Origin of the sequence: Desulfolutivibrio sulfodismutans DSM 3696, assembly GCF_013376455.1 — a bacterium.
Taxonomy (GTDB): Bacteria; Desulfobacterota; Desulfovibrionia; order Desulfovibrionales; family Desulfovibrionaceae; genus Desulfolutivibrio; species Desulfolutivibrio sulfodismutans.
Genome location: NZ_CP045504.1, coordinates 1,823,640 through 1,844,310, shown reverse-complemented (window position 1 = coordinate 1,844,310; position 20,671 = coordinate 1,823,640). Strand labels below are relative to the sequence as shown.

General features: G+C 65.7%; 17 protein-coding genes. All 17 read right to left on the bottom strand.

Annotation, left to right across the window (positions count from 1 at the left end):
• Nucleotides 1-32: 32 nt before the first annotated feature.
• A complete protein-coding gene (locus GD606_RS08750; RefSeq protein WP_163301131.1) occupies nucleotides 33-1,670 on the bottom strand; it encodes a PhoU domain-containing protein in 1,638 nt (545 codons plus the stop codon).
• A gap of 58 nt (nucleotides 1,671-1,728) precedes the next feature.
• Nucleotides 1,729-2,010 carry an amphi-Trp domain-containing protein gene (locus tag GD606_RS08745; RefSeq protein WP_163301130.1) on the bottom strand — a complete coding sequence of 94 codons (282 nt, stop codon included), beginning with the start codon at nucleotides 2,008-2,010 and terminating at the stop codon, nucleotides 1,729-1,731.
• A gap of 43 nt (nucleotides 2,011-2,053) precedes the next feature.
• Nucleotides 2,054-3,220, bottom strand: a complete 1,167-nt coding sequence (locus GD606_RS08740) for a hypothetical protein (RefSeq protein WP_163301129.1) — start codon at nucleotides 3,218-3,220, stop codon at nucleotides 2,054-2,056.
• A 25-nt stretch (nucleotides 3,221-3,245) separates the two neighbouring features.
• Nucleotides 3,246-3,833 carry a GAK system XXXCH domain-containing protein gene (locus tag GD606_RS08735; RefSeq protein ID WP_163301128.1) on the bottom strand — a complete coding sequence of 196 codons (588 nt, stop codon included), beginning with the start codon at nucleotides 3,831-3,833 and terminating at the stop codon, nucleotides 3,246-3,248.
• A gap of 262 nt (nucleotides 3,834-4,095) precedes the next feature.
• Nucleotides 4,096-5,562, bottom strand: coding sequence for a lipopolysaccharide biosynthesis protein (locus tag GD606_RS08730; RefSeq protein ID WP_163301127.1), 1,467 nt, complete (start codon nucleotides 5,560-5,562; stop codon nucleotides 4,096-4,098).
• Between the two features lie 19 nt (nucleotides 5,563-5,581).
• Nucleotides 5,582-6,562 carry an ABC transporter permease gene (locus GD606_RS08725; RefSeq protein ID WP_163301126.1) on the bottom strand — a complete coding sequence of 327 codons (981 nt, stop codon included), beginning with the start codon at nucleotides 6,560-6,562 and terminating at the stop codon, nucleotides 5,582-5,584.
• Complete coding sequence (locus GD606_RS08720; protein ID WP_163301125.1) at nucleotides 6,562-7,605, bottom strand: ABC transporter permease; 1,044 nt, start codon at nucleotides 7,603-7,605, stop codon at nucleotides 6,562-6,564. The genes GD606_RS08725 and GD606_RS08720 overlap by 1 nt, the downstream gene beginning before the upstream one ends.
• Nucleotides 7,602-9,143 (bottom strand): ATP-binding cassette domain-containing protein, encoded by a 1,542-nt coding sequence (locus GD606_RS20765; RefSeq protein ID WP_163301124.1) that lies wholly within the window; start codon nucleotides 9,141-9,143, stop codon nucleotides 7,602-7,604. The genes GD606_RS08720 and GD606_RS20765 overlap by 4 nt, the downstream gene beginning before the upstream one ends.
• A gap of 32 nt (nucleotides 9,144-9,175) precedes the next feature.
• Nucleotides 9,176-10,357, bottom strand: a complete 1,182-nt coding sequence (locus GD606_RS08710) for a BMP family lipoprotein (RefSeq protein ID WP_163301123.1) — start codon at nucleotides 10,355-10,357, stop codon at nucleotides 9,176-9,178.
• 145 nt (nucleotides 10,358-10,502) lie between these two features.
• Nucleotides 10,503-11,351, bottom strand: coding sequence for a ribonuclease H-like domain-containing protein (locus GD606_RS08705; protein WP_163301122.1), 849 nt, complete (start codon nucleotides 11,349-11,351; stop codon nucleotides 10,503-10,505).
• Nucleotides 11,352-11,428: 77 nt separating this feature from the next.
• Nucleotides 11,429-12,844 carry a tRNA uridine-5-carboxymethylaminomethyl(34) synthesis GTPase MnmE gene (gene mnmE, locus GD606_RS08700; RefSeq protein ID WP_163301121.1) on the bottom strand — a complete coding sequence of 472 codons (1,416 nt, stop codon included), beginning with the start codon at nucleotides 12,842-12,844 and terminating at the stop codon, nucleotides 11,429-11,431.
• Nucleotides 12,841-15,087: a CHASE2 domain-containing protein gene (locus tag GD606_RS08695; RefSeq protein WP_163301120.1), complete on the bottom strand. Its 2,247-nt coding sequence runs from the start codon at nucleotides 15,085-15,087 to the stop codon at nucleotides 12,841-12,843. Before GD606_RS08695 ends, mnmE begins: the two co-directional genes overlap by 4 nt.
• 280 nt (nucleotides 15,088-15,367) lie before the next feature.
• The gene (gene rpsI, locus GD606_RS08690) at nucleotides 15,368-15,760 is read right to left on the bottom strand and encodes a 30S ribosomal protein S9 (RefSeq protein WP_163301119.1); all 393 of its coding nucleotides are present in this window, start codon (nucleotides 15,758-15,760) and stop codon (nucleotides 15,368-15,370) included.
• Nucleotides 15,761-15,784: 24 nt separating this feature from the next.
• Nucleotides 15,785-16,213: a 50S ribosomal protein L13 gene (gene rplM, locus GD606_RS08685; RefSeq protein ID WP_163301118.1), complete on the bottom strand. Its 429-nt coding sequence runs from the start codon at nucleotides 16,211-16,213 to the stop codon at nucleotides 15,785-15,787.
• A 364-nt stretch (nucleotides 16,214-16,577) separates the two neighbouring features.
• Nucleotides 16,578-17,237, bottom strand: coding sequence for a cytochrome b/b6 domain-containing protein (locus tag GD606_RS08680; protein WP_246299034.1), 660 nt, complete (start codon nucleotides 17,235-17,237; stop codon nucleotides 16,578-16,580).
• Nucleotides 17,237-18,901 (bottom strand): tetrathionate reductase family octaheme c-type cytochrome, encoded by a 1,665-nt coding sequence (locus GD606_RS08675; RefSeq protein ID WP_163301117.1) that lies wholly within the window; start codon nucleotides 18,899-18,901, stop codon nucleotides 17,237-17,239. The genes GD606_RS08680 and GD606_RS08675 overlap by 1 nt, the downstream gene beginning before the upstream one ends.
• Before the next feature lie 243 nt (nucleotides 18,902-19,144).
• On the bottom strand, nucleotides 19,145-20,554 hold the full coding sequence (locus GD606_RS08670) for an MFS transporter (RefSeq protein WP_163301116.1): 1,410 nt from the start codon (nucleotides 20,552-20,554) through the stop codon (nucleotides 19,145-19,147).
• Between the last annotated feature and the right edge of the window lie 117 nt (nucleotides 20,555-20,671).

Sequence of the window (20,671 nt, the reverse complement as noted above, 5' to 3'; positions counted from 1 at the left end):
GATGGAGGCGGCCGGGGCCTCCGGGCAAGGGGTTAGTAGTACAGCACCCGTTCGGGCAACCGGAAATCCTGCCAGGGGCTTCCGGCATGGGTCAGGATGCGGCCCATGAGATAGGTGCAGCGCAGGAACATGTCCTTGGCGAAATCCCGGTTGAACTCGAACCGGGTGGAGGTCAGAAACGAGCGGATAAGTCCCAGGGTCAGCCGGGCCTCGAAGGTATCGTCGCCATGGGCCAGGGCGTAGTCCCGGGAGAAGTCCAGGAACCGGGCGATGACCTGGTTGGGCCGGGCGCGCATGCTCTGGTCCATGATGGGCAGGCGGAAGTTGGAAACCAGAAACACGGAGACGTCCTGGATGTAGTCCGTGTCCTTGGAGCGGTGCAGATCGATGTAGTGGATGCGCTGCTCGGTGTGCTCGTAGATGATGTTGTTGATGTTGCAGTCGCCGTGGATGAACACGGAGAAGGGGGCGGGCAACTGCCGTTCGAGCTCTGCCGTGGCCTCGAGCATTTCCGCGAAGGACCACAATTCCAGGTCGCCCATGGTGCGCGGCGGGGTGTCGAAATCGGGATGCAGCCGGAAGACGTCCTCCAGGCGGGCGTGGAGCTGGCGGATGTACCCGGCCGAGACCTGTCCGTCTTTTTTGGTCTTGTCCCACAACAGGGACATGGTCTGTTCCACCAAAAACATGGCGTTGGCCGCGATCTCGGCATCGGCCGTAAGCACGATCTGTTGCAGGGTGCAGCCGCCCAGGTATTCCAGGAGCATGGAGGCCGAGTCGCCCTCGCTTTGAAACCCCTGCACCCGGGGCGGCAGGCCGGGCAGGATGGCCTCCCAGCGCTCGATGTTCTCCTTTTCCTGGATGATCTTGGTGGCGTTGCCTTCCTTGAAGAGCACCCCGTGGGATTTGGAGCCGGGCTTGTCGGGCAGCTTGCCGATGCGACAGCCCGAGTGGGTGCCCCAGATGGACTGGAATTCGCCCTTGGTGATGGGCACCTCGGCCCCGCGCTGGGCCAGGGTGTCTTTTAAGGCCTGATACTGGTGGATCTTGAATTTCTCTCCCACGGCGGCGAAGATGATGGCCTCGCCGATGTTTAGGATGGAATCCCCCATGCGCTCCAGGTAGCGGAAGATGTTGTGGCAGGTGATGCAGTTCTCCGGGGATTCGCCCTTGCGCAGGTCCACCAGGATGCGGTCGAAATTGTCCTTGAAGATGGCGTCCAGGTTGAATTCCGCCCGGCAGATCTTAAACGCCAGGGTCACGTCCTGGGACAGAAGGGCCTTGACGATGATGCCCAGGGCCTTGTCCACCTCGTGGAATCCGGCCAGATAGTCGTAGCGTTTGATGAAGGCCGCGTCGGACAGGTATTGGACCTGCATGACGATGTTCACGGCGTGGTCGGCCACCCGTTCCAGGTTGGCGCTGACGATGTTGATGGCCCGGGCCAGGTCCACGGCGGGCTTGTAGGCCCCGCTTGGGCCGTGGATCTTGGAATAACACAGGTTTTCGATGACGCTTTTTAAGTTGTCGATGTAGTCGTCGCGGCTCTCGATCTTGGCGATGAGGGCGGGGTCCGGGTCTTCCAGGCAGTTGAGGGTGCTCTCCACCTGGCGGGAGACCTCAAGGACCATGAACCGCAGATTTTCTTCGATGCCTTCCAGAAACTTCATTGTGGTTCTCGCGTGGCTGGCGACACAGGTGCGGGTGGGCAAAAACGACGGGCCGGGATCACGGTTTCTCCGCCTCGACGCGAAGCACGTCGTGTCCGGCCCGGGGGTCGTCCTCGCCCTCGCGCCAGGCGAACTTGAGGATCAGCTTCATGCGGTCCCGCTTGGCCTTGGCCTCCACCCCGAAGTGGATCAGCCCCGTGGGATGCAGCTCGATCTCGTCGTCTTTGACCGAAAACCGCATGGTCCCGGATTCGAAGCCCTGCACCAAAGCCTTCAGGTAGGTGAGCAGGATCTGCGAATCCTGGAGGGATTCGTAGGAGAATTTGCCTTTCTGGGACATGGGGATACCTTTCTCGGGCATGTGGGCATCGCGCCGTGGGCCGTCAGGACAGCCGGGAGCGATATTCCTCAATGACCTTTTTGCGGTTGACGCCGTTGATGATCAGGCTTTTGCGGATGGCGTAGTCGTCCCAGGCGGGTTGCAGCCCCACCTCGCGGATGGCCTTGGCCGGATCCTGCTCCGAAGGCGCTTTCAGCTTTTCGCTTAAGTGGCAGTCGTCGCCCATGAAAATCAGGATGGGCCGCTTGCCGTGCCAGCCCATGCGGTTGCGGCGGTTGACCACGTTGATGAGAAACTCCGTGTACTGCTGGGACTGGGGATTCCAGACCTCGATGCCGTCCACGTCGTAGTCGGCCAGAAGGATGGGCCAGAACTGTTCCGGGTGGGGGATGACCACGCCCGCGCCAAGGCTGCGGGCCTCCTCGATGACCTCCGAGGCCCGGTAGAAATAGTCCAGGGAAAAGTGGCGCTTGACGATTTCCTTGGCCGCCTTGAGGAAAACCTGGGCCTTGTCGATGACCCGGTCGTGGTAGCGTTGCCGCAGGGCGTCGAAGAAGTTGCGCACCAGCTTGTTTTTAATGGCGTCGTCGGGAACCTGCTCCTCGTTTTCCAGAAGCAGATCCTTGAGCTTCTGGGCCTGGACGCGCACGAAGCCCACGATGTCCTCGTCGGTGTTGGTCTGGGCCGCGGCCAGTTGCAGGCGATCCTCGAAGGCCGGTTCCACCAGGGTGTTCAAATATTCGAAAAGCTGGGAGGAGCGGTACTTGAAGGTGTGCTTGAGCATGCATAAAAGCACCTCGGCCCGCTCCATCTTGATGTCCTTGAAATGCAAAAGGAGCTGCACCTTGCGGTTGAACCCCCGGGAATAGCAGTCCACCTCCACCCCGGAATAGTCGCCCCGGTGCAAGAGCACGTTGTGCTGGGTGGGGATGACCAGTTCCCCCTGGCTGTGGGGGTAGAGGGCGTCCAGGCGCTGGTCCACAAGCTCCATGGGCACCTGTTCGGGATGCCAATGGACGGCCAGGACATAGTCCTGGCGGGGATAGGTCTGCTGCGGCTGGGTGATCCGGATGATCTGCTCCGGGGAAAGCTGCGTGGAGATCACCTGGAAAAACGCCGCCCGCTCTTCCTCGGTGGCCTCGCCGGGCACCTCCCGCAGATCAATGTCCGCGCATCGGGCCGCCGCGCCGATTTTTTTTACCGCTTCCATGGGTACCGCCTTGTGTTCGCCCATATCAGGCGTGTCCGGCATGGCATTTCTTTTTGCACAGGGCCAGTTCCCGGTAGCCCCGGGACATGGCCTCCAGGTCGTCGGCCGCCTGGGCGGCCTCCAAGGCGGCCACCGCCTCCAGATAGGCCGGATACTGGTCGTCGCCCTTGCCCCGGTAGGTGGTCATGAGCCGGGAATCGGCCACGAAGGCGGCCAGGGTGTCCGGCCGGGGGGCGCTCCCGGCGGCCAGGGCGGCCCCGATGTCCTTGAAATCGCGCTTCATGCGTTTTTTCAGCGACTTGTACCGGGGACGCAGGGAGGCTCCGGCGGCCGCCGGGCCGCTTTTCCCGCCGGGGACGGGCGTCTCCCCGCTTCCGCCGGGCAGGGCGTGGGCCGGTTCGGGTTTGGGATATTTCAGGCGCACCTTGACGGTCAGGGCCTCTCCCGAGTCCTTGACCGCGATTTTGAGCGTCTTCATGCCCGCCAGGGGCACGGAGCCGCCGGGAAAATCCAAGGCGCCCGACTGGGCCTGGGCGGCCAACTGGCGCAAAAAATCGGCCAGTTCGTCTCGTGGCAGGGTCTTTTCCAGTTTGGGCTTGATGGGCAGGGCCATATGCGCTTGCCTCCCGCTCACGGCATGGGGTGAGCGTTCGCGGTGTCCGGCCTTCGCGCGGCGGCGCCGTGCGACGGCCATTTCGGGATACGCTACATTACGAATGTTACAGTCGTTTGGCAAAGGCAATTCCCGGGGCGTGTCGCGAGCACATGATATGGCCGAATACGGCGGCGCATGATCTGACTGATGCCGATATTCTCCGAGAGGAGGACCGACCGCCGACCGCCGGACTTCCGTGTCCCTACCGGGAAGGGGGGCGTTACGGGACGGCCGCCTGCCGGGCCTTGATCTCGGCCCGCCATTTTCGGACCAGGAAGACGAAGGGGATCAGGGCCGCCGCCTCGGCCAGCTCCCGCACGCCAGTGAGCCCCAAAAGGAGATACAGGCCGCATCCGGCGGCCAGGGCCAGGCCGATGGGGGCCAGGGCGCGCAGGTTGATGATGTGCATGCTGAAATGGCAGTAGGCGGTGGAGGCCAGGGCCACGGCGGCCTTGGTGACGAGCATGGCCAGGCAGGCCCCGAGCAGGGGATCGGCCGGAATAAGCGTGGCGCACAGGACGAGGTTCACGGCCAGCCCGGCCACGTAGATGAAAAGCAGGAGCCGTTCCCTGCCCTGGCTCATCATCAGGTAGGCGGCCAGGTTGTGGACGAAGGCGCAGATGATGGTGAACACCAGGTATTTCTGCATCCACATGGCCTCGTGGTAGGCCCCGCCGTAGATGGCCCCGATGATGCGGTCGGACTCGACGTAGAGCACGAACATCACCGGCAGGGAAATGCCGATAAGCCAGCGCAGGCAGTCCGAAGCCAGACGCCCGAACTCCTGCCTGTCGTTTTTCCACAGCCGGACGAACAGCGGGTACAGGACGCTGCGCAGGAGCAGGTTGGAGACCAGGATGGCCATGCCGTCCACCAGTTCCCAGGTGGCGCTGTACTGGGCCACCTTGGTGGGCCCGGCCTGGCCTTGCAGGAAATAGACGTTGGCCTTGTTGTAGAGGATGGCCGCCAGGGCCATGAGCACGAATATCGCCCCGTTTTTGGCCGTGGCCCAGGTGCGGGCCAGGGATTTGCGCTTGAGCGTCAGCCCTTCGAAATCGGTCTTGGCCAGGGCCATCCAGATGCCGCCCGCCAGGTTGACGCCGTTTTCAATGAGCTTGAAAAGCGCGATCCAGTGCGGCGCGGCCCCGGCGATCAAGAGCGAAAGCCCCCAGCCGTATCCTAAAAGGGCGGCCACGGCCCGGATGCGGGCCTCCAGATCCTGGCGGCCCTCCACCCGGATGGCCACGAAAAAGGAACTGGCCAGGGCCTCCAGCCCCACCCCGGCGCTGATGACCAACACCAGATTCGTCAGCCCCGGTGTGTAGTCCTGCCACAGAACGAAGATCAGCACCCCCAGCCATCCGGCCGTGAGGATGCCCCCCTTGAGCAGGGTGTACTGGGCCAGGATGTCGCCCTTGTGGGTGAATTTTTTGCTTAAGGACGCCACCAGGGGTTGGTTGAGGCCGAATTCCCCCAGAAACAGGATGATGGAGGCCAGTCCGAAGGCCACCATGAATTCCCCATAGTCGCTGGTGCTTTGCCGGGCCAGATAGATGAGGAAGACCGTGTGCAGGCCGTCGCGCAGCCATTGGGCCCCGGCCAGATGCAGGAACTTGGCGAGGATGCCGTGGGAATAGGCGGCGTCTTTTTTCTCGGAAGGCGAGGTGTTTTTTGGGGTGTGGGCCATGGTTCCTGCGTGCGGCGGCTTAGGCCGCATCCTGGTCCAGAACCCCGGCCAGGGCCCCGGGGGCTCCGGCCGGCGGTTTCCCGGCCAGGCGTCCCAGGAGGGGGACGTTTTGCACCGCGTCGCGGAAACGTCCGGAGCGGCGGATATTGATGAAAAGCAGGGTCAGGATCATGACCGGAAAAGGCGCGATCTGGAACAGCGTGCTGGAAAGCCCGGGCAGGACGTCCTGGAGGTGGATGCCCATGACCTGGATGAGCGCGAAGAAATAGGCCCCGAGCACCACCCGCGACGGCCGCCAGCCGCCGAAGATGACGATGGCCAGGGCGATCCAGCCCGCGCCCTCGGCCCCCTGGGGATGGCCCCAGCCGGGCTTGACCCCCAGCGAATAGGCCGCCCCGGCCAGCCCGGAAAAGGCCCCTCCCGCCAGACAGTACAGGACTTTCAAGCGTTCCACCGGGATGCCCCGGGCGAACGCCGCGCGCGGGGACTCCCCGGCGGCGCGCAGGCGCAGTCCGGCCCGGGTGCGGTACAGGAAAAACGAGGCCGCCGCCACGGCCACGATGCTGAGGTACACCACCGGGCTCTGGCGGCCGATGACCGTGCCCGCAAAAGGGATGTCGGCAAGCCCCGGGATGGTCCACACCCCAAGGTCCGGGCCGGGCTGGCGGGCGTGGGCGTGGCCCAGGAAATAGGCCAGGTCGCGGCATAAAAGGGTCAGGATGAACCCCACGGCCAGGATGGGGGCGCGCAGCCAAAGCCCGACCACGGCCAGCACCCCGGCCACGAAGGCCCCGGCCACGGCCCCGCCGAGCATGCCGACCCAGGCGTCGCCCGTGGCCCGGGCCGTCACGAAGGCGGCCATGGCCGAAAAAAGCACGGTCCCGTCCACGGACAGGTTGATGACCCCGGCCCGCTCGGACAACGTCTCGCCCAGGGCGGCCAGGGCCAGGGGGGCCCCGGCGAAGAGCACGGCGGCCAGGGTGGCGGCGAAGACGTCCATCAGGTTTTATCCCCCGTGAGCCTGCCGCCTATGCCCATGCGCCCGGCGGCCAGGAAGGCCAGCACCAAAACCCCCTGGATGACGCCGCTTAAGGACGAATCCAGCTCCAGGGCCATGGGCAATTGCACCGCCCCGGCCAGGAGCACGGCGAAGAAAAAGCAGGACACGGGCACGAAGACGGGCGCCAGGGACACCATGAGCACGGCCAAGATGGCGGTGTAGCCGAAATTTCCGGAGATGGAGGGGATCAGGCGGTGGTAGAGGCCCGTGACCAAAAGTCCCCCGGCCAGCCCCGCCAACCCGCCGCACAGGCCCATGGCCTCAAGCAGCCGCCGTTTCGGGGAAAGCCCGATGAGCCGGGCGGCCTTGAGGTTTTGTCGCACGGCGGCCAGTCTGAGCCCCCAGGTGGTGCGCTTAAGCAGCCAGACCACCGCCACGAAGGCGGCCACGGCCAGGACCAGCCCGGCCATGCTGGCCGGTTTCCCGGCGAACCCGGGCAGGCGGAAGGCCTCGGGCAGGGGTTCCGTGCCGCTTAAGGAGGCCATCCCGGCCCGTTTCCAGGGCCCAAGGATCAGCCACAGAGTCACCCCGGTGGCCGCGAAATTGAGCCCAAGCCCCGAAAAGATTTCATGCACCCGGCCGTAGACCCGGAGCGCCCCGGCCAAAAGCGCCCACAGCGCCCCGCCCGCAAAGGCCGCGGCCAGGGCCAGGATCAGGGCCAGGACAGGGGGGAAGCTCCCCGGGTCGGGCAGGCGCAAAAAACCCGCCGCGAACACCGCCCCCAGCGTGATCTGCCCCTCCACGCCGATGTTCCACAGCCCGGCGGCATAGGTGGCCAAAAGCGCCGTGGCGCACAAAAAAAGCGGGATGAAGGAGGAAAAGGTCTTGAGCAGCGAGGCCGTGGAATCGAGCCCGCCGCCGAACAGCACGGCTAGGGTGGTCAGGGGCGGCGCGCCCGCAAAAAAAAGCACGGCCAGGGTCACGGCCAGGGCCAGGGCCAGGGCCGACAGGATGTTGATGGATGCAGGGGAGGGGCTTTTCATGGTTTCGCGTCAGACAGGGCTTGGGCGGCGGTTTGCCCGACCCGGCCGGTCATGTGTCGGCCCAGGCCGCGCACGGTCTGCCCGGCGGCGGGCGTGTCGGCCGCCAGGCGGCGGTTGTAGAAGACCAGGATGCGCCCGGAGCGGGCCAGAATTTCGTCCAGGTCTTCCGAGGAGAAGACCACGGCGGTCCCTTGGGCGGCCAGGGCGTGCAGATGCTCCCATACCTGGGCGCAGGAGGCCACGTCCAGCCCCCGGGTGGGGCTTTCGGCCACCAGCAGCCGGGTGTTGTCCGGAATCAGCGACAAAAGCAGCCGCTGCTGGTTGCCGCCGGACAGGGAGGCGGCCGGGGCCCCAGGCTGGTCGGGCACATGGAAACGGTCCACGAAGCGGCGCGAAAACAGGTCGCGGATGTCGCCTTTTTCGTCGGGGAAGCCCAGCCGGGCGTGATCGGCCAGGGACAGGCCCGGGAAGAGGCCCTCCTCCATGCGCGAGGCGGGCAAAAAATGCACCCCGGCCCGGGAAAAGGCGGCCATGGTCCGGCCGCGCATGTCCGCGCCGCCCAACCCGTACCGGCCGCTGCGTATCCGGGCCAGCCCGGCCAGGCCGCGCAAAAAAAGCTCCTGGCCGCCCCCGGCCACCCCGGCCACGCCCACCACCTCGCCCGGGCGCAGGGCGAGGCTGACCGGGGGCAGGGCGGATTTCTCGTCGGAAAAGGCCACGTCCGCCAGCTCGGCCAGGGCTGGGGCCTGGGCCTTGTGCGGCGCCGCCGCCTCCCGGACCCGGATCGCCGCCATGGCGGCCTGGCCGGTGATCTCCGGTTCGGTTGCGGCCTTGGCCGCCTCGGGGCCGAACATGGTCTCCAGCAAAATGCCTGCGTCGTAGGGCGGCTCAAAACTGCCCACGAGCCGCCCCCGGCGCATGACCAGGACTTCGTGGCACAGCTCCTCGGCCTCGGGCAGCTTGTGGGTCACCAGGATCACGATGCGGCCCTTATTGGCCGCGAAATCTCGCAGGATGCGGAAAAGGATGTCTTTTTGCTCGGGGGAGATGCCCGTGGTGGGCTCGTCCAGAATCAGCAGCCGGACGTCGGCGTCCATGAGCCGGGCCAGCTCCAACTGCTGCCGCTCGGCCACGGTGAAGCGTTCCACGGGATCGTCCGGACGAAGCGTAAACCCCAGGCTCTCCGAGAGCTCCGCCAGCCGGTCCCGGGCCTGTTTCCGGGTCCGGGGGCGTCCGCCCAGGGTGAAATTCTCCCAGGCGGCAAGCGGCGGAAAGTCCAGGGGATCCTGGCTGAGCATGCCGATGCCCAGGCCCATGGCCGCCCCCGGGGTCAGTCCGGCGTGCCGGACGCCGTCCACCTCAAGGAACCCGTCGTCGCACATGACGTGGCCGGCGAGAACGCGCATGAGCGTGCTCTTGCCGGCCCCGTTTTCACCCAACAGTCCATGGATACGGCCCGGTTTCAGGGCCACGGTGACGCCGTCGTTGGCCAGGATGCGGCCGTAGCGTTTCGTGATGTGCGACAAGAAAACGTCCACGGCGGCGTCCCCGGTTCACAATTCGTGCGGGCCTATTTGGCCACGCTTTGTCCGTCCATGCCTTCCAGAAGCTGCGGCAGAAACCAGATCTGCTTGTCCGTGGCCTTCTCCCCGGCCTTCAGGAACACCGATCCGTCCTGGTAGTTCAGCGGTCCCGCAAAAAGCTCCGCCTTGCCCGCGCCCAGGTCGGCCACGAACTTCTTCAGTTCCGCCCTGGCCGCCGCAGACAGGGCCGCGCCCTCGGCATAGCCCACAATCGAGGTGTCCGGGTTGTTGATGTCAGCGAAATCAGGGGCCAGCCACTCGAAGGCAGGCACGAACTTCCCGGCCTTGCCCTGCGTGACCAGTTTGAGAAACTCCGGGCCCCAGTTGAAATACGGCACGCCCAGGCACACGGCGTCGTAGCCCTGGCAGGCCAGCTTGTAGTCGTAGGACACGGCATGCACGTCAGCCCCGGCCCCTTGTTTCTGCTTGGCCACAATGAGCGCCTCGGGGGTGTCGATGCCCGAGACCACCACGTCGTAGCCGCCGTCGAAAAAGGCCGCCGCCACCTGGTTGGGGTCGGAGGTGACCCCGGGGATGTTGAACCAGAACCCGATCCAGCTCACCTTGAATTGAAGATCCTTGGCGGGCTTGTTCAGCACCTTCTCCCAGGCGTAGCGCGCGCCCAGGTACACCGAGGCCGCCAGACGGCGGGTCTCGTCGTTGATCAGCGGCCCCAGGTAGGCGATCTTGCCGGTCTTGGTGGCCATGGCCGCCGCAAACCCGGCCATCATCTTGCCGTATTCCATGCGGCCGAACACGTTGCCCAGATTCTTCGGGGCCTTGCCCGTGAGCACGTCGTCACCCGAGACATGCACGAAGGCAATCTCCGGATGGGCCGCCGCCGCCTCGCGGATGCCGTCCTTCATGTCGTCGGAACCGGCCAGGATCATCTTGGCCCCCTTGGCCGCCAGATCGTCCACCAACTGGGGAATGGTCACGCCGGGACGATCCGCCGGATTGACCTTGTCCAGATAGATCATCTTCGAGCCGGGAAGCTTCTCCTCCACATACCTGCCGCCCTCGTACTGGGCCTGGCTGTAGCCCTTGTCATTGTACGGCCCGACCAAAAGCAGGCCGAACGTGAACGGTTCGTCCGCAGCCCGAACCGGCCCGGGTACAAGCGATAGGACCGCGAACAGGGCGGCCAGACACCAAATGGCGCGTTTCATGGACGTCTCCTTGGGTGACGGTTTGGCGACGGGACGGTCGCGTCCCGAAAAAGATGATTCCTGCCAAAAAAAACGGGGTTCGGCAAGCTGCCCGCAACCGGGGCTGCCGTCCCGGGCCCCCTTGTCTCCGCAGGCGCGCTCCCTGCTATCGCCAGCCGCCGGGGCGGCCGCCCAGGTAGCGTCCGGCCAGGCGACGCAGGACGGAGGTATCGGGCTGGTGCGGATTGTGGCCGGGCCGCGGCACGGGCAGGGAGTGCAGGTGGGCGAAGGGCGTTTCCAGGAGGCAGGCGTTGACAGCGTGGATGAGCAGGGTTTCAAGGCCGATGACGTCGGCGGCGTTGTAGGCCAAAAGCGTTTCCAGGACGGCCTCGTCGCCGGTACGTTCGTATTCCTGCCACAGGATGACGGCGAAGTAGCCGTCCACGCCGTCGAGGTCGCCCCGGCCGATGCCAAAGCGTTTTTCGCAGGACTTGAGTCCCCCTTTGATGCCCAGGCGGCCCAGGACGCAGCGCAGGTCGATGTGGGCCTGGGGCAGGCTGATGCCCAGGTTGCGGGTCAAGACCGGCACGTCGAAGCAGCGCCCGTTGTAGGTCACGATCACCGGATAACGGGCAATGTCGGCAGCAAAGTCGTCCAGGTTGCGGCCCCTGGCGTAGGTCCGGGCGTTTTGGCCGTCGTAAAGGGCCACGGCGGTGACGATCTGCTGCGGGCCGCCGTCGGTTTCGATGTCCACATAGGCCACCTTGCCCTGGAATGCCGGGAAGATCCGCCAGGTGTCGCCCGGGCGCAGCCTGTCACTGAAAAAAGCGGCATCCCCGGCGGCCAGACGCTCGCGGGAGAGGGAAAGCTCGTCGCGCCACAGGGCGGTGTTGCGGCCTGCCGTCCCGGGGGCCGTGTCGGCCAGGCCGTCCCACGAGGTCACGCCGCGCTCCCACAGGCGGCGTTCCGTGACCTCGCCGATGCCGGACAGGTGGCAAAACGTCTGCTCAAGCATTGCAACTCCTTCGTGCCGGATTGCGGAAAGGCGGAACCCTGCGCCCGCCGGGCCGGATCGTGACGGACGCGGCGGGATTATTTGCCGATGCAAAAGGTTTCGAAAATAGAGGCCAGCACCGCGTCCGGGGTCATCTCGCCGGTGATGTCGGAGAGCGCCGCGCAGGCCGTCTCCAGGCGCACGCCCAGGAGATCGTAGGGGACGCCGCTGTCGATGTCCCGGGACAGGTCGGCGAGTTCGTCCAGGGCCTGGGACAGGGCGGCGGCCTCGCGCTGGTTGGGGACCACGTCGTCCACGGCCGGGGCATAGCCCGCGCCCAGGCGGTGTTCCATGGCGGCCGCCAGGGCGTCAAGCCCCGCGCCCGTCCTGGCCGAAACCCGGATCGTCTCAAACCCCATGTCCGCCAGGACGGCAGCCGGATCGGGGTCGCCGGGCGGCAGGTCGGCCTTGTTGGCCACGGCCATGACCCGGGCCGGGCCGAGGGTTCTGGCCAGGGCCAGCTCCCGGGCGTCGTCGTCGCCGTCGGCCAGGGGATGTGCGCCGTCCACCACGAAAAGGGCCAGTTCAGCCGCCTTGACCCGCTTTTCCCCCCGGTCCCGGCCGACGGCCTCGGCCTCATCCCCGGTTTCGCGAAGGCCCGCCGTGTCCGTCAGGCGCACGGGCATGCCGGAAAGGTCCAGGGTTTCCTCCAGGTAGTCCCTTGTGGTGCCGGGAACCCCGGTGACGATGGCCCGTTCGCGGCCTAAAAGGGCGTTGAACAGACGTGATTTTCCGGCGTTGACCCGTCCGAAGAGAACCACGGACGCGCCCTCGCGAAACGGCCTGGCCCGGCGGTTGGCCTCCAAAAGCTTCCGAATCCTGTCTGAAACGTCGGCCGCCCGGGCGGCGAATTCCTCCCGGGACAGACACTCCACGTCCTCCTCGGGGAAATCCACGGCCAGACAGACCCCGGCCCGCAGGGCCTCCAATCCCTGGCGCAGCTCCCGGGCCAGGCGGCCCATGGCCCCGTCAAGGCGGGCCAGGGCCATGTCGGCCTGGACCGGCGTGGCGGCGGCGATGAGCTCGGCCACGGCCTGGGCCTGGGACAGGTCCATGCGGCCGTTTAAGAAGGCCCGCAGGGTGAACTCCCCGGGACCGGCCGGACGCGCCCCCTTGGCGATGCAGGCGGCCACGATGGCGGCGGCTGTGGCCGGGCCGCCGTGGCAGGAGATTTCCACCGTGTCCTCGCCGGTATAGGAGCCGGGACCGGGCATGAACGCCGCCAGAACCTCGTCAATGCGGCGGCCGTCCGGGGTGTGCAGGTGGCCGTGGTGCAGGCGGTAGGGGCGAAGGTCCGTAAAATTCGGCCGGGAGGACCGGAAAAGGGCCAGGGCAGTCTGGCGGCAGCCTCGGCCACTGAGGCGGATCACGGCCAGGCCGCCCGCGCCGGGGGGGGTGGCTCGGGCCACGATCATGTCCCGGTCGGCGTCCGGGGGCGAGGTGGATGTCGTCATTTGGTGGTGTGCTTGAAAACGCCGTCCCATGGTCCTTCGGGCGGCGCGGCGGCCAGGGCCCGGCAGCGTTCGGCCTGGAGGGCGTGGATCGCGTCGGGGTGTGCGGCGGCCAGGGTTTCGTAGGCGGCCAGGGCCTCGGGGAAGCGTCCGGCCCGGTACAGGGCCAGGGCGGCGGCGGATTCTTCCAGTTCGCCCGCGCGGGCCTCGTATTCCTGGCGGGTGAGGGGGGCGAAAATGGTCACGGGTTCGGCCTTGCCCTTGACCCGCACCCGGTCCACCTCCTGGAAGAAGATGTCGTCCGGGGCGGCGGCCGCGATGGCGTCCGTGACCAGGATTTTTTTCTTGTAGTATTTGGTCAGCCCTTCCAGGCGGGAGCACAGATTCACGGTGTCGCCGATGACCGTGTAGTCGAAGAGGTCTTCCGAGCCGAAGTTGCCCACCCGGGCCATTCCGGCATGCAGGCCCACGCCGATGTCGATGCGCAGCCCGTATTTTTCCTGAAAGCCCACGTTGAGGCGGTCGAGCTCCTCATGCATGGCCATGGCCGCGGCCAGGGCCTTGGCCTGGTGGCCGGGGACGGGCAGGGGGGCGTTCCAGAAGGCCATGATGGCGTCGCCGATGAACTTGTCCAGGGTGCCCATATGCCCGGTGATGATGCCGGTCATGGGGGTCAGGTAGCGGTGTAGGAGATCCACCACCTGGGTGGGTGTGAGCTTTTCGGACATGGTGGTGAAGCCGCGCACGTCGGAGAAGAGCACCGTGATCTCGCGTTCCTCGCCGGTGAGCGTCAGACGACCCGGCGAGGCCACCAGGTCGTTGACCACGGCCGGTGGCAGATAGTGGGAAAAGGCCGCGTGGATGAAGCGTTTTTGGCGTTCCTCGCGCCAGAACTTGAGAAAGGTCAGGGCCATGAAGTTGGCGAAAAGCGCCAGCAAGGGGGAAAAGGGGGAAAGGATGAACCGGTGGGCGGAAAGGGCCTGGGCGGACCCGAACCACATGGCCAGGGCCAGGGCGGCAAACGGCACGAGCAGATATTTGGCCCTGGTCCAGGCCAAAAGGGCGGCGGACAAAAGCCCCACGGCCAGGGTGGCGCAGACCTCGATCCCTGGGGCCCAGTCCGGGCGCAAAAGGAAATCGCCGGTGACGATCATGTCCGCCAGGGTGGCGTGGACCTCCACCCCGGGCATGGCCCGGTCCAGGGGGGTGGCCCGAAGGTCGCGGAGGCCTGCGGCCGAGGCCCCGAGAAAGGCGATTTTGCCGTGCAGGGCCGTGGGATCGACGGCGCCCGAAAGCACGTCGGCGGCGCTCACGTGCGGAAAGGTTCCGCCCGGGCCCCGGTAGTTGATCAGCACCCGGCCGTGCCCGTCCAGGGGAATGCTCCGTTTTTGGCCGTCCGGCAGGGGCAGGGTCAGGGCGACCACCCCGCCCTGATCCACGCGCAGCATGGCGTTTTTGATCCCCAGGGCCAGCATGGTGGTGGCCAGGGACAGGCTGGGCAGGACGGCCTCCCCGTGTCCCAGGAGCATGGGGGAACGGCGCACGATGTTGTCCGGATCGGGGATGGTGTTGAAAAAACCGGCTCCGGGCGCAGTGGCCAGGAGGATGGGCAGGGGGCAGACGGCGTCCTGGGCGTTTGGCAGGTAGCGGACGGCGGGCCGGGCCCCGGGGGCGATGGAGGTGGAGGCCTTGAGCGCCGGAAGGGTGCAGGCCGAAGCGGAGGGATGATCCCGGCTGGCCTCGAAATCGAGATAATAGCCCAGGACGTAGGGGCCGTCCCGGAGCACCCCGGCCAGGACCGAATCGTAGTCGCCCAGGGCGTGCGGCAGGCCCTCGAAGGCCACGTCGAGCTTGAGTTCCTCGCGGAACATGCGGCGCATGGTTTCGGGGGAGGTGCGGTCGGCCTCCGCAAACACGATGTCGATGCCCACGGCCAACACCCCGGCGGCTTTCAGCCTGGCCAGGAGCAGGGCCACCCGAAAACGCGGCCAGGGCCATTGGCCGTAGGCGGCCAGGCTTTTTTCGTCCAGGTCCACCACCACGGGCAGACCGCTGGGGGCGGTTCTGAGCTCCCGGCGCATGGCCACGTCGTAGAGCTTGAGTTCCTGGAACTGGAGCCAGGAGGGGCGCAGGGCGTATAAAACGACCATGCCCAGGGTCAGGGCCACGCCGACCAGGAAGATGAGGCCCCGGCCGCGCAACAGGCGGCGGCACAAGGAGGCGATGGCGGCGAGGGGGATTTGCATGGGCGTTGCCGGGCCTTGTGGCGGGTTGCTTGCCGCGCGGCCGTCAGGCGGACGAGGCGGCGATGACCGCAGGATAGCCGTTTCGGGCGGGAATGGGAATGGCGGGTTCGGCCCGGGGGCCTTCGGAGATGGCCTCTCCATGCGTCAAGGTCAGGGATTTGAAGGCGCACGGGCATGGCGGGTTCGGCCCGGGGGCGTTTCCCGGCCGCCCTGAGGGCGCAAAAAAAGACGGGACCGCGCCAGGCGCGGTCCCGCCGAATAAGCGTGAGGGAAAGCCGGCTTAACGCTTGGAGTACTGGAACCTGGCGCGGGCGCCGCGCTGGCCGTACTTTTTGCGTTCTTTCTCGCGGGCGTCGCGGGTCAGAAGGCCCGCCTTCTTCAGAGGGGCGCGCAGTTCGGGATCGACCCGCAAAAGCGCCCGGGCGATGCCGTGCCGCACGGCCTCGGCCTGGCCGGTGAGGCCGCCGCCGCAGACGTTGACCTTGATGTCGTACTTGCCTTCGCTGCGCACCACGGCCAGGGCCTGACGCACGATGAGGTGCAGGGTGGGCCGGGGAAAATATTCCTCATAGGGCCTGTTGTTGATGAGGATGCGGCCGTTGCCTTTGTAGAGGCGGGTGCGGGCCACGGCGGTTTTGCGCCGTCCGGTGCCGTAGAAGAAATCGTCGCTCATGCGTGTCTCCCGATACCGAGGGATTTAGAGGTCGATGGGTTTGGGCTGCTGGGCCGTGTGGGGATGCTCCGTGCCGGAATAGACCTTGAGCTTTTTGAGCATGGCCCGGCCAAGCCTGTTTTTCGGGAGCATGCCGCGAACGGCCTTCATGATCACCTGCTCGGGCTTGGTCTGCATCATGGTCCGAAGCGTGGTTTCCTTGAGGCCGCCGATGTAGCCCGAGTGGCGGTAGTACATCTTCTGGTCCAGCTTGCGGCCGGTGAACCGGATCTTTTCCGCATTGACCACGACCACGAAGTCGCCGGTGTCCATGTGCGGGACGAATTCGGGTTTGTGCTTGCCGCGCAGGCGTCCGGCCAGGGCGCTGGCCAGACGGCCCAGGATCTTGTCTGAGGCATCCACGATCAGCCAGTCGTGCTGGATATCATTTTTGGATGGGGAGAACGTTTTCATGACCGCTCCTTAAATGTGCTCGAAAGGCGGATTGTCTACCCCCATCGCGGCGCCTTGTCAACACTTGGAGGCATATTTTCCGGATCGGATCCGGCGCGCAGGAAGGGGCGAGGTTTCGGCCCGAGGGCTGCCCGGCTGCGCTGCGGCGCAGGGGACGTCGCCCGGCTGGTTCCCGGTGCGGCGTCGGGGGCATGGTCTGCGAACCGATGCCCCCGGAGGAAACGCCGCGAGGAGCAGTTTCATGGCGACAGGCAGGGGACAAGGCTGCGGCCCTGCGGCGACTGGAACGGGCGCCCGGTTCCCTGGGGCTTGGGTCAAAAGGGGCCTCCCCGCAGTCGCGTCCGGGGAGGCCCTGCCGACGGCGCTAGGCCGGATTCTTTTTTTCCCATTCGGCCACGTCGCCGACGTCCTCAACTTCCTCCCGGCCGGTGAACATGGCCTTCACGTGGGCGAAAATGGTGTGCCCGGTGGTGGTCATGTAGACATGCACGATAAGGAAGATGAGGATGGCGAAGGCCCCGATCAGATGGGCCACGGCCACAACGCCCAGCGACAGGCCGGTGATGCCCATGTCCGTCCAGGAGTTGTAGAGGTAATACAAAAGCCCGGTGACCATCTGGAAGGGCAAAAGTACGGCCGCCAAGGACAGGTAGGTCATGCGTTGCAGCGGGTTGTGCTTGGCGTCATGGCGCTTGGGGCAGGGATGGGGCTGCCCGGAGAAGATGCCGTAGCCGTAATAGATCATGACCTCGACCATCTTTTTGCTGGTGGGCACATACTGCTTCCACTCCCCGGTGGTGAAGACCCAGAAGACGAAGAAGGCGAAGGCCACAAGCCAGGTCAGGCCAAGGAAGTTGTGGACCGTAACGGCCTGCTCGAAGCCGAAGAGCGTGATCGAGCCGTGAACCTCGAACCCGGTGACCAGGAGCAGCAGGATGAGCAGGGCCTGGAACCAGTGCCAGAACCGTTCATACCGGGTATACAGGTAGATGGTGCGCATGGGGCGCTTGGTGGTGTCGGACATCACTTCTTCTCCCTCTTTTTTCTGGACAAAAAGCGGATGAACCCGTGTCCGGCGACGCCCAGGAGCGCGGCGGCCGAGGCCCCGAATCCCAGGTCGGTCACGGCGGCGGAGGTGTCGCGGCCGGGGATGTACACGCCGGGGACGCCCTTCATGCGGCCGTCCCGGGAGTGGCATTCGGCGCAGGGCACGGCCTGTTCGCGCGGGGCCACCATGTGGGTCGTGGGGTAGTAGTATTCCGTGGCCACGAAGCCGAACTCGCCGGAGAACGGCAGGTCCACATAGGCCATGCCGGAGGTGATGGCCTTTTTCCAGTCGTACTTCGTCCAAAAGGCGTCGGAATCCTTGCCCCCGAACAGATGGGGGATGACCATGGTCTTGTTGACCGTGTCATAGGGCTGTTTGCCCCGATGCACCTTAAACGGCATGATCCGCGACTTGGGGTCGTCCGGGCCGCCCACGGGCTGGTTCATGGACACCACCCCGGACGGGTCGATGACGTCGGTAACCAGTTTGTGGCTCATGGCCCCGTTAAACCAGCGGTATTCCGGCTCCACGTTTTTCTCCCACACGAAGTCGCCCTTCTTGGAGTCGTAGCTGGGCTTGCCCAGGGGGCCGTCCTTTTTAAAAGGCTTGCCCTCGGCGTTTTTCTGTCCGGCCGTGGACCAGTCCCAGGACATCTTGGTGGGGATGATTCGGGCGAAGTGCGGGATGTGGCAGGACTGGCAGGCCACCTTGTCCGTGTGGTCGTTGGACTTGACGTCGGTTTTGTGGGGCGTTGCGCTGTGGCAGGACTCGCAGGCGATCTTGGAGGCTAGGTCGGCCTCGGTGAGGCTGATGCGCTCGGGGGCGGCCGGGGTGGTGTAGAGGCGGCCCGCGATCTGGTGGTCCTTGGTGGTGTGGCAACGCTGGCAGGTGAAGTTGAGGCCCTCGGTGTCCATGTGCACGTCCAGGCTCTTTTTGGGCATGGCCATGGAGCTGTCCAGGTCGCCGTGTTTGACCGCATCGCCGCCGCCGCCGTAGAAATGGCAGGTTCCACAGTTGACGCGGTCGGGCTTGCCCACCTTGGCCACGATTTTCTTGTAGTCCGGGGGCAGGTAGGTCTTGCCGGATTCGGGAAAGACCGTGGGCTCCTTGACCGGGTTTCCGGCCCCGGCCGGATATTTTTCATAGGTATGGGTGGTGTCGTGGCACACCAGACAGTCGATTTTGGTGTTGGACGAGAAATCGAAGTTTTTGTCCTTCCAGCCGTAGCCGATGTGGCAGGAGGTGCAGCGCGGCTCGTTGGAGGGTACGGCGATACAGAAGTTGTTGATGGTTTTGCCGTTTTTGCCCATGTTTTTGCCGTCGCCGCAGTTGTCGCACAGCCAAGTCCAGTGGATGGAGTGGTGGATCTGGTCTGCGGCCTGGGTGTGGCAGGAGAGGCAGGCCGCCGTGACCTCCTCGGGCGAGGCGAAGTCCTTTTGCAGGGCCTCGAGCTTGGAATGGTCCACCGTGGTCCAGCGCCCGCCCGGGGCCTTGACCGCGTTTTGGGCCAGTTTTCGCCCCGGGGCCGCATCGCCCGCAACATCTGCCGTGCCTGAGGCCCCCACCGGCCCAAAGGCCATCAGGGCGGCCGCGCCGACCAGCGCCGCTACAAGAAACCATGATCGTGTCCCTTGCCGCATAAGCCCTCCTTGGTGTTCCCGTTTTCCGCCGCTATGGATCAACAGAGCCTCCCCGGCCAGGGAGACCCATTCTCGAACAGTATAGTCAGAAACGATTCTTGTGGGAGAAAATAATCGGAAAACGGCTGTGAAGGCAATACCCCTACGGGGTTTATTTGCAGGCTTCGTCAAAAAAACGTAACGGGATCGTCCCAGGGAGTTTGCCCCGGGGACGGGGGAAGGGATTCGTAAAAAACGCCTTGTTTATTGGTGTTTTCGGCCACGCCCGAAGGAAACGAGCACCCCCAGGCAGGCAAAGGCGGCAAAGACCGAAAGGCCCACGCGCATGCTGTCAAGGAACCTGGGTAGGGTATTAATGGATACCGCCTCCCCGTCCAGAAACAGGGAGAAGATCAGCGTCACCGAGGTCATGCTCACGGCCATGCCCAGGGTGCGCATGGCGCCCACCATGCCCGAGGCCACGCCGAACTGCCGCCTTGGCACGCTGCCCATGATGGCTGTGGAATTGGGGGTGATGAAGATGCCGAACCCCGTGCCGATGAGAACCAAGAGCAGGCCGAGGAGCCAGATCGGGGTGTCCTGGCCGATGACCGCCGCTGCGGACACCAGCCCCGCGGCGCTGATCAAAATGCCCGCCGTGGACAGCTTGGCCGGTTCGAAGCGGTCGGCCAGGCGGCCGGACAGAAGCGACGCCCCCACCTGGCTTACGGGCTGGGCCAGAAGGACCAGTCCGGCCAGACGCGGGGGCAGGCCCTTGGCGTATTGCAGGTACAGGCTCATGAGAAAGGTGATGCCGAAGGTGGCGGCGTAGTTTCCCAGGGCCGCCAGGCAACTTAACGCGAAAAAGCGGTTGCGGGTGATCAGGGCAATGTCCAGGAGGGGACTTTTTGTGCGCGATTCCAGGCGCAGGAAAAAGACCAGCCCCAGGATTCCGGCGGCAATCAGCGAAAAACCCAGGGCTCCGCGCTTGGCCTGGGCCGCGCCGGTCATGAAAAGCCCCATGCTTGCGGCGTAGGCCAGGCTTCCCCACCAGTCCAGGCCCTCGCCCGTGGCGTTTCGGGCCCCCTGGCGCATGAAAAACAGGCACATGGCCGTGGCCGCCAGCCCCAGGGGCACGGCCATGAAAAAGACCCCCCGCCAGCCCATGTGTCCGGTCACGAATCCCCCGGCCACCGGACCCATGGAGAGCCCGGCGTAGGTGGCGGCCGAAACGAGGCCGATCTTTCTGGCCCGAAGCTGCGGCGGATAGGCGGCCGCCACCAGGGCCAGGCTGCCCGAGAGCATCATGGCCGCGCCGATCCCCTGGAAAAAGCGTTGGATCATGACCATTTCCACGCTCTGGGTGAAGCCCAGGGACAGGGTCAGGGCGGTGAAGGCCAAAAGCCCGGCCAGCAGCACGGAACGCTGGCCCCGGAGATCCCCCAGGCGGCCGAAGGTGAGCATGGTCATGGCCAGGGACAGGACGTAGAGTTGCTCCACCAGCGAAAGCTGCATGGCCGTGGCCGACAATTCCCGGCCAAGCGAGGGCAGGGCCACGCCCACGGCCGTGAGCATGAACGGGGCCATGAACTGGACGATGCACACGGTCAACAGGACGGCCAGGGGCGAGCCCCCGGCGGGGGTTGGGGCGGTTGCGGCGGACTCCGGCGTCATTTTGGCGCTCCAGGGAAACAGATTCAGCGGGCCGCCAGGATTATCCGTTTCCGGCCGGGATGCAAACCGCCTTCCGGCGGCATGGGGCCGCGAGGGGGCGTTGCGGTTTGCCTGCCC

Excerpts from the sequence above, each read along its gene's own strand:
- GD606_RS08750 (WP_163301131.1), bottom strand. The coding sequence starts at position 1,670 with ATGAAGTTTCTGGAAGGCATCGAAGAAAATCTGCGGTTCATGGTCCTT.
- GD606_RS08745 (WP_163301130.1), bottom strand. The coding sequence starts at position 2,010 with ATGTCCCAGAAAGGCAAATTCTCCTACGAATCCCTCCAGGATTCGCAG.
- GD606_RS08740 (WP_163301129.1), bottom strand. The coding sequence starts at position 3,220 with ATGGAAGCGGTAAAAAAAATCGGCGCGGCGGCCCGATGCGCGGACATT.
- GD606_RS08735 (WP_163301128.1), bottom strand. The coding sequence starts at position 3,833 with ATGGCCCTGCCCATCAAGCCCAAACTGGAAAAGACCCTGCCACGAGAC.
- GD606_RS08730 (WP_163301127.1), bottom strand. The coding sequence starts at position 5,562 with ATGGCCCACACCCCAAAAAACACCTCGCCTTCCGAGAAAAAAGACGCC.
- GD606_RS08725 (WP_163301126.1), bottom strand. The coding sequence starts at position 6,562 with ATGGACGTCTTCGCCGCCACCCTGGCCGCCGTGCTCTTCGCCGGGGCC.
- GD606_RS08720 (WP_163301125.1), bottom strand. The coding sequence starts at position 7,605 with ATGAAAAGCCCCTCCCCTGCATCCATCAACATCCTGTCGGCCCTGGCC.
- GD606_RS08710 (WP_163301123.1), bottom strand. The coding sequence starts at position 10,357 with ATGAAACGCGCCATTTGGTGTCTGGCCGCCCTGTTCGCGGTCCTATCG.
- GD606_RS08705 (WP_163301122.1), bottom strand. The coding sequence starts at position 11,351 with ATGCTTGAGCAGACGTTTTGCCACCTGTCCGGCATCGGCGAGGTCACG.
- mnmE (WP_163301121.1), bottom strand. The coding sequence starts at position 12,844 with ATGACGACATCCACCTCGCCCCCGGACGCCGACCGGGACATGATCGTG.
- GD606_RS08695 (WP_163301120.1), bottom strand. The coding sequence starts at position 15,087 with ATGCAAATCCCCCTCGCCGCCATCGCCTCCTTGTGCCGCCGCCTGTTG.
- rpsI (WP_163301119.1), bottom strand. The coding sequence starts at position 15,760 with ATGAGCGACGATTTCTTCTACGGCACCGGACGGCGCAAAACCGCCGTG.
- rplM (WP_163301118.1), bottom strand. The coding sequence starts at position 16,213 with ATGAAAACGTTCTCCCCATCCAAAAATGATATCCAGCACGACTGGCTG.
- GD606_RS08680 (WP_246299034.1), bottom strand. The coding sequence starts at position 17,237 with ATGTCCGACACCACCAAGCGCCCCATGCGCACCATCTACCTGTATACC.
- GD606_RS08675 (WP_163301117.1), bottom strand. The coding sequence starts at position 18,901 with ATGCGGCAAGGGACACGATCATGGTTTCTTGTAGCGGCGCTGGTCGGC.
- GD606_RS08670 (WP_163301116.1), bottom strand. The coding sequence starts at position 20,554 with ATGACGCCGGAGTCCGCCGCAACCGCCCCAACCCCCGCCGGGGGCTCG.